The sequence below is a fragment of the Nostoc sp. GT001 genome (genome assembly GCF_030382115.1).
Lineage (GTDB): Bacteria > Cyanobacteriota > Cyanobacteriia > Cyanobacteriales > Nostocaceae > Nostoc.
The window spans coordinates 214,207-222,012 of sequence record NZ_JAUDRJ010000002.1 but is presented as its reverse complement, the minus strand read 5'-3'; the positions used below and the strand labels follow the sequence as shown (position 1 = coordinate 222,012).

5 protein-coding genes and 1 pseudogene are annotated in these 7,806 nt (G+C 41.2%); all 6 read left to right on the top strand.

All coding sequences use genetic code 11. From position 1 onward, the window contains the following. The first annotated feature begins 35 nt into the window (after positions 1 to 35). Positions 36 to 680 carry an acetyltransferase gene (locus QUD05_RS02670; RefSeq protein WP_289794644.1) on the top strand — a complete coding sequence of 215 codons (645 nt, stop codon included), beginning with the start codon at positions 36 to 38 and terminating at the stop codon, positions 678 to 680. A gap of 88 nt (positions 681 to 768) precedes the next feature. After that, positions 769 to 915 (top strand): annotated as a pseudogene (locus tag QUD05_RS02665) (IS5/IS1182 family transposase); the annotation flags it as partial. A gap of 30 nt (positions 916 to 945) precedes the next feature. Next, a complete protein-coding gene (locus tag QUD05_RS02660) occupies positions 946 to 1,122 on the top strand; it encodes a hypothetical protein (protein WP_289794643.1) in 177 nt (58 codons plus the stop codon). Between the two features lie 210 nt (positions 1,123 to 1,332). Then, positions 1,333 to 3,030 (top strand): efflux RND transporter periplasmic adaptor subunit, encoded by a 1,698-nt coding sequence (locus tag QUD05_RS02655; protein WP_289794642.1) that lies wholly within the window; start codon positions 1,333 to 1,335, stop codon positions 3,028 to 3,030. A 287-nt stretch (positions 3,031 to 3,317) separates the two neighbouring features. After that, positions 3,318 to 6,473, top strand: coding sequence for an efflux RND transporter permease subunit (locus QUD05_RS02650; RefSeq protein ID WP_289794641.1), 3,156 nt, complete (start codon positions 3,318 to 3,320; stop codon positions 6,471 to 6,473). 316 nt (positions 6,474 to 6,789) lie between these two features. Next, the gene (sigB, locus tag QUD05_RS02645; RefSeq protein WP_289794640.1) at positions 6,790 to 7,788 is read left to right on the top strand and encodes a sigma-70 family RNA polymerase sigma factor SigB; all 999 of its coding nucleotides are present in this window, start codon (positions 6,790 to 6,792) and stop codon (positions 7,786 to 7,788) included. Positions 7,789 to 7,806 lie beyond the last annotated feature (18 nt).

The window sequence follows — 7,806 nt, the reverse complement described above, 5'->3', positions numbered from 1 at the left end:
ACAGACAAGAGACTTAACTATTTAGATAAACCTTTATGCTTCCAAAATTGTTGGTATGGGGTGCTTCGGGACATGCCTTAGTAGTGGCAGATATAATCCGATTACAAGAAAACTATGAAATTGTCGGCTTTATTGACGATCTGAATCCACAGCGTCGTGGCGAAAAATTTTGCGGAGCGCCAATTCTTGGGGGACAGGAACAATTAGATATTTATAATAAAAGCATTAAGTACATAATTTTTGGATTTGGTAATTGTCAGGCACGATTAAATTTATCTCAATTAGTTGAGATAAAAGGTTTTACTTTAGCAAATGCTATCCATCCAAAAGCAACAATTGCTGCTGATGTATCTATAGGAGCGGGAGCCGTCATAGCAGCAGGAGCAATAGTTAATTCTCAAGCAAAGATTGGTCAAAATGTGATTATTAATAGTTGTGCGAGTGTTGACCATGAGTGCGTAATAGAAGATGGAGTTCATATTTCCCCAGGTGTTCATTTAGGAGGAAGAGTAACTGTGGGAAGTGGAACTTGGGTAGGAATTGGAGCGACAGTCATAAACAATGTGCGGATAGGTAGAAATACGCTGATTGGAGCTGGTGCGGTTGTCGTCAATGATCTAGTTGATGGTGTCCTGGCATACGGTGTCCCGGCTAAAGTAATAAGAAAAATCGAGTTATAAGAGCTGATTCGTAAACAAAATCTAAAGAGAACTAAATCTGCCTTGACTAAGGTTATAGGCTAAATCGAGTGTAGTTATGTTGTTGTCGATGAGCCGTCTACCTACAATTGAGAATCCGTATCGCAAACCCTACCCAAGCGATTTAAGCGATGCTGAATGGTTAATTCTCAAGCCTCTTCTACCTACACCTAAGGGGTTTGGGCATCCTGTAGAAGTAGATTTACGAGAAATCCTAAGAGGTAATTTAAAGTATTAAATACTACAAATGCTCTTTGAGCAAAGATATAATAGCGTTTTTTGTCGTATTTCTCGTTGCTTTTCCAGTGTTGATGGGTATTGCGATCGCTTCAGGAGTTTTTCGGCTCGTGGTTTGGTGACAGAAATACTTGGTGGAGTGGTTGTTGGGGATATTTCTGGATTAGCATTGCAAGTTAGTGGGTGAGCTTCATTGCTAATCTCTTGTCCTAATTTCATCCCAATTTCATATCTATGTGAAAAACTATTAAGTTAAGTGGTTAAGTTGGCTTCGTGAACAAATTACAAGAGTGAAACCGCTTGCTTGCCAAAAGCAGTTCTCGAAATCCCGCTTAAAAAGTCAACCAACGTCTAAGCACAAATCCAGACCATAGTAACTCAAGGACACAAAATAGCGATGGGAATCTCTAACAGTCTCCAACCACCTACAGTAATTCGTTGTGTTTCCGGCACACTCCTGAGCCTTTTATTACTGACAACTCCCACGGCTGTATTAGCTGGTGCTGGACACGATCATACCGGTGGAAGTTCATTTCAGGGTGGTGGAAGCGAAGCAAGTGGTTCTGTCGAAGTTGATGCCGAAACCGCCCAGAGGCTAGGAATTAAAGTCGAACCAGTGAAACGGCAACAGCTGGCTTTGGGTATTAAAAGTACTGGACAAATTGAAACCTTACCTAGCCAAAAAGTGGAAGTGAATACCCCAATTACAGGGGCAAAAGTGGTTGAATTGTTGGTGGAACCCGGTGCTGTAGTCAAAAAAGGTCAACCCCTTGCCGTTGTTACCAGTCCTGACTTGGTGGAGTTACGGGTTAGTTCCCAAGAAAAACGAGCGGAAGCTATAGCTTCTTTGCAGCAAGCGCAAGCCGATTCCAGATTAGCTCAACAAAATTATCAAAGGTATTTACAAATATCTAACGCCGACATTGCCCAAGCACAAAGCCAGGTAGCGTTTGCTGAAGAAAAATATAATAAGGATTTACAGTTAGCTAATGAAGGCGCTTTACCACGTCGCAACGCGCTCGAATCTCAAACACAATTAGCGGAAGCAAAAGCCAAACTCACCTCAGCTAACAGCAGACGAGATATCATTGAAAGCGAAGCCCAAATGAAACGCGCTCAGTCTGCTGTTCAAGTAGCACAAGAGCGTTTACGTCTTAGTGATTCTGCTTATAATACTAGACTACAACAAATAGGGAACCGTCCCAATGCCAAAGGATTGGTAACAGTGACTGCTCCCATCTCCGGTAAAGTTGCCGATCGCCAAGTTACCCTTGGTCAAACTTTTAATGATGCAGGTGGCACACTCATGACTATTGTCAATGATAGTCGGGTTTTTGCCACAGCCAATATTTATGAAAAAGATTTAGACAAAGTAAAAGTAGGTCAAAGAGTAAGTCTAAAAGTTGCTAGCTTACCAGACCGTACCTTTTCTGGAAAGATTACACAGATTGGTGCGGTAGTACAAGGGGAAACACGGGTTGTCTCAGTACAAGCTGAAGTAAATAACCCAGGCGGACAACTCAAACCTGGAATGTTTGCGGAATTGGAGGTACTAACAAACCAATCATCCGCACCTATTTTGGCGGTTCCTAGCTCGGCTGTAGTCGATGCGAATGGGAAAAAAATGGTCTACGTCCAAAATGGGAATGCTTTCCAATCTGCGGAAGTGACCTTGGGTCAAACCTCTGGGGACATGGTTGAAGTGAAGACGGGTTTGTTTGAGGGAGATGCGATCGTCACCCAACGTGCACCCCAACTTTACGCTCAATCATTGCGGGGTGATAGTAAACCAGAAGAAGAACACAACGAAGAAAGTGGTTCTCATGCAGAAGAAACTGAAGTTAAAACTAACAGTTTCCCACTACCTTTGTGGTTAACAGCAGGTGGAGGAGTAGCACTTGTAGTAGCTGCTTTCATGGGAGGTGCTTTCTGGTCTAATCGTCGTACCCGTTTAGTACCAGCAGGTAATTTAGAGTACGACGGGTTCAATTATGAAACAGAGGTTTATCTCGACAACCACAAGCAACCAACCCTGTCTACTTCTGATAAAAATCTTGAGGAGCATGATCGTCCTCGACATTCAGATGGTGGTTAGTGATTAGCGAAGTTGCAGATAATACCTGAAGTTTGGTTCTGTTAAATTTTCTAACATCAAACCAACCTACAGCAAGACTATTTAGATTGTGAACAGACAGTTTATAAATCTCACGCTCCAGACGTAAAGAGTATAAGAATGTAGTTTGTTCATATCCTATTTAGGAATAGTTCGCTTTGGGCTGATTTGGGGCTTAATGCTAGCAACAGCCACACCTAATATTTAAATTTACTTACTCGTTTATCACGAATAAATAAACCTTTCGTCATTTCTTAACCAAAAACCAAATGATTAGTACAGTTGCTAGATGGGTAATTTCTCGACGCTGGCTTATAGTAATTGCTGCGCTCATTTCCACATTAGTCATCATCTTTAATACCATTCCCAAAATGCCGCTGGATGTTTTTCCAGCCTTTGCACCTCCCCAAGTCGAAATTGAGACAGCAGCCCCTGGACTAGCGCCAGAAGAAATCGAATCTTTGGTGACATTACCAATTGAAAGTGCCATTAATGGAACTCCAGGCTTAACTACCGTTCGTTCCTCTTCTTCAGCCGGACTTTCTGTAGTCAGAGTTGTTTTTGGCTGGGGAACAGATATCTTTCAAGCCCGCCAGTTGATACAAGAACGACTGCAACAAGCCGTAAGCAAGCTACCAGAAGGAGTCGAAACCCCACGAATTGCTCCCACTAGCTCTCCCATCGGTACTGTATTAAAGTACGCCTTGACTGTGGAAGGAGAAGGCAATAATCAATCTGCCACTAAAATCGACCTCATGGAAGTCCGCAGAATTGTTGATTGGCAAGTGACGAATCGCCTTTTAGCAGTTCCCGGTGTCAGTCAAGTACTTGTGTATGGCGGTGATGTGCGTCAGTATCAAGTGTTAGTAGACCTCAACAAACTACAAGCTTTTAATGTATCTTTACAACAGGTAAGTGAAGCTGTACAGGCGGCAAATGTCAATGCTCCTGGTGGCTTTTTAACTACTCCTGATAAACAAACTTTAATTCGGGGAATTGGGCGGATTGAATCCCTTGATGATCTTCAACAATCTGTCATTGTCGCCCGTCAAGGAACGCCCGTCCGCCTGGGAGATGTCGCCCAAGTGCAAATTGGTGGTGCTGTGAAAATCGGCGATGGTAGTTTAAATGGGAAAGATGCTGTTGTGGTGATGGTGAATAAACAACCCCTAGCTGATACTCCCACCGTCACCCGCGCTATTGAAGCCGCAATATCTGAGCTAAAAGCAGGTTTACCGAAAGAAATTAAAGTAAATCAAACCTTCCGCCAAGCAGATTATATCGATACTTCGGTGGAAAATGTCAGGTCAGCCTTGGTGGAAGGTAGTATCATTGCAGCAGTTATCCTCATCCCTTTTTTAATGAATTGGCGGACTCTTGGAGTTGTGCTGTTGAATTTTGCCCTGACCTTTATATTTTCATTGCAAGTATTATCTTTTTTGGGCTTGGGGCTGAATACAATGACTTTGGGAGGATTAGCGATCGCCATTGGTACAGCGATCGATGATGCCATTGTCTATGCAGAAAATGTTTTTCGTTTATTACGACAAAATAAATACTCTCCCAACCCTAGTCCAGTACTGGAAATTGTTTTTGAAGGAGTACAGGAAGTCCAGGAATCTCTGATTGGGGCAACTTTAATTACTATTGTCGTCTTTTCTCCAATATTTGCCCTTGCTGGTGTGGAAGGTCGGATTTTTGGCCTGATGGGTCTTAGTTATCTGGTGGTAGTTGTAGTTTCTAGCTTAGAAGCGCTGCTTGTAAGTCCGGCTTTATGTGCAATTTTATTACCTCACAATAAAATGTCAGTCAGGGAACCCTTTGTACCAAGAGTTTGTAAAAGGATTTATTACCTTTTTCTCGATTTTGCTATCAGAAATTCGGTAATTGTTATTACTGTGGCTGCGGCGGGAATGATAGCAGCAATTATAATTTTCCCAACTTTAGGACGAGCATTTTTACCTGAATTCCAAGAAACAACTTTGGTAAATACTTTAGCACTTTACCCAGGTACATCTTTAGAAGCTACCAATAGTGCTGCTTTTGCTTTGGAAGATAAACTCAAAGACGACCCTAGATTAAAGTATATTCAATTACGCGCCGGACGCGCCCCCAATGATCCGGATGCTGCACCTGTGAATTTGGCTCACCTTGATATTGGGTTGAGTGACAAAGGAATGAAAAATCGCGGAGCTACCGTAGAATGGTTGCGGGAAGAGTTTAACAAAATACCAGGGGCTGCATCCAATATTGGTGGATTTATTGCTCACCGTATTGATGAAATTTTGTCTGGGGTCAGGAGTCAAATCGCGGTCAAAATTTTTGGTTCCGACTTGGAAGAACTTCGCAAGCTTGGAAAGCAAGTTGAAGACGCAATAAAATCTATTCCGGGAATTGTAGATTTACAACTCGAACCACAAATTCCTATTGAACAAATTCAAATTAAGTTTGACCGTGTTGCTGCATCTCGCTACGGTTTAACTATTGGACAATTATCTAATATTATTGAAACTGCGCTCAATGGAAGAGTAGTCTCTCAAGTTTTAGAGAAGCAACAAAGCTTTGATTTGGTTGTGTGGTTGCAACCACAGTATCGCAAAAATCTACAAACAATTGAGAATTTGTTAGTTGATACCCCTGATGGTAATAAAATTCCCTTAGCTAAAGTTGCTACGGTTGCCTATGGCACTGGGCCTAATACTATCAATCGGGAAAATGTTTCGCGTTTAATTGTGGTGTCTGCTAATGCTAAAGGTAGAGATTTGCGCTCTGTAGTGACAGATATTCAAAATAAAGTTAAGGCACAAGTGCAACTTCCTTCAGGTTATTTTATCCAATATGGAGGTCAATTTGAAGCAGAAGAACGAGCTTCACAAAATATTCTGGTTTTCGGTGCTATTTCCTTTGTTGTGATTACAGTACTAATGTATCTTTCTGTGAAATCAATCGCTTCAACAGCAATGATTATGATTAACTTGCCCATTGCATTAGTGGGTGGAGTAATTGCGGTAGCTTTTACAGGTGGAGTTGTTTCTGTAGCCTCATTGGTAGGGTTTGTAACTTTGTTTGGTGTGGCTACTCGAAACGGATTATTATTAGTAGATAATTACACCACAAAAGTTGCGTTAGGGATGTCTTTAAAAGAAGTATTAATTGCTGGATCAATGGAACGACTCAACGCTATTTTGATGACATCTTTAACTTCAGCTTTGGGTTTAGTTCCGTTGATAATTTCAGTGGGGCTAGGGAAGGAAATTTTGCAACCTCTTTCGATTGTAGTGTTAGGTGGGTTGTTTACTTCTACGGCGTTAACTTTGCTGGTTTTACCTGCTTTATATTCTAAGTTTGGTAGGTTTTTGTTACCTAAGCGAAGTGCGGCTGTTGTGGAAAATGGGAAGGTAGTAGGATCTGTGTTGGAAAATTGATTTGGGCGATAGGAATGAAATGTGAATTTTATAGTTTTCACCTTCTAAAACAATCAACTGTCAAAAATATTCCCCCTCCTTCTGATTTGTAAAAATTAACAATATTAAAAGCTTTGATAACTATGTCTCTTGTTTAATGAGCAACTTTACAATTTTTCAAACTTTAATAAATTTAGTAAACCGTCAATAGAAGGTGCTTCAGATGGATCTGGTGAGGAATCTTAGAATATTTCTCATCTCATTAATTTATGTTTATTTATAATTTTTTAAACTTTTGAATTTATTCAATATTGATTCAATGGAGGCTAACCTATTCATGCCTAATTCAGCATCCCAAGTAACTAAACTTAAGAGCAAGAATAACGATTTTTCATCTACAGCAGATATAGTGCGTATCTATCTTCATCAAATTGGACGTATACCTCTGTTAACCCATGAGCAAGAAATTTTTTTTGCTAAACAAGTTCAGCAAATGATGGCAATTATTACTGCGAAGGAAGAAGTATCTGAAAAATTACAGCGTGAACCTACTCTGCAAGAATGGGCTGACAAGATGCAATTGAAAGAAAATGTGCTGCTGCAACAACTAAGTCAAGGACAAATTGCCAAACAGAAGATGATTCAGGCTAATCTGCGGCTAGTGGTATCTATTGCTAAAAAATACCAGAAACGCAATATTGAGTTTCTAGACTTAATTCAAGAAGGTACATTGGGGCTAGAACGAGGGGTAGAGAAATTTGATCCAACTCTTGGATACAAGTTTTCTACTTATGCTTACTGGTGGATTCGTCAGGGAATTACACGAGCGATCGCACAACAATCCCGCACCATTCGTTTACCCATTCACATCGCTGAGAAGCTGAACAAAATTAAGCGTGTTCAACGAGAGTTATCTCAAAAGCTTGGTCACACTGCCGACGTGACTGAAATCGCCCAAGCGCTTAATCTGGAACCCAGTCAGATTCGAGAATGTTTGCAGTTTGCTCGTCAACCTGTTTCCTTAGATATGGGAATTGGGCCTGAGCAGGATACTCAATTGCAGGATATGCTGGAGGATGATGGAATATCTCCCGAACGCTACGCCGAGCGGGAATTACTCTATCAAGACATTCACAACCTATTAGCAAAGCTGACTCCCCAGCAAAAGGAAGTATTAATCTTGCGCTTTGGTTTAGCAGGTGGACACGAACTTACCCTGGTACAGATTAGTCAACGTATGGGCATTTGTCGGGAACGAGTGCGACAAGTGGAACAACAAGCTCTCACACTTCTACGAAGATATGGGGTTAACTCACGTAGCTATCTAGCTGGCTGATGCTCCTTAATTTTGAAA

Bases quoted from the DNA above. Each gene is read 5' to 3' on its own strand.
- sigB (WP_289794640.1), top strand. From the start codon at position 6,790: ATGCCTAATTCAGCATCCCAAGTAACTAAACTTAAGAGCAAGAATAAC.
- QUD05_RS02650 (WP_289794641.1), top strand. From the start codon at position 3,318: ATGATTAGTACAGTTGCTAGATGGGTAATTTCTCGACGCTGGCTTATA.
- QUD05_RS02655 (WP_289794642.1), top strand. From the start codon at position 1,333: ATGGGAATCTCTAACAGTCTCCAACCACCTACAGTAATTCGTTGTGTT.
- QUD05_RS02660 (WP_289794643.1), top strand. From the start codon at position 946: ATGCTCTTTGAGCAAAGATATAATAGCGTTTTTTGTCGTATTTCTCGT.
- QUD05_RS02670 (WP_289794644.1), top strand. From the start codon at position 36: ATGCTTCCAAAATTGTTGGTATGGGGTGCTTCGGGACATGCCTTAGTA.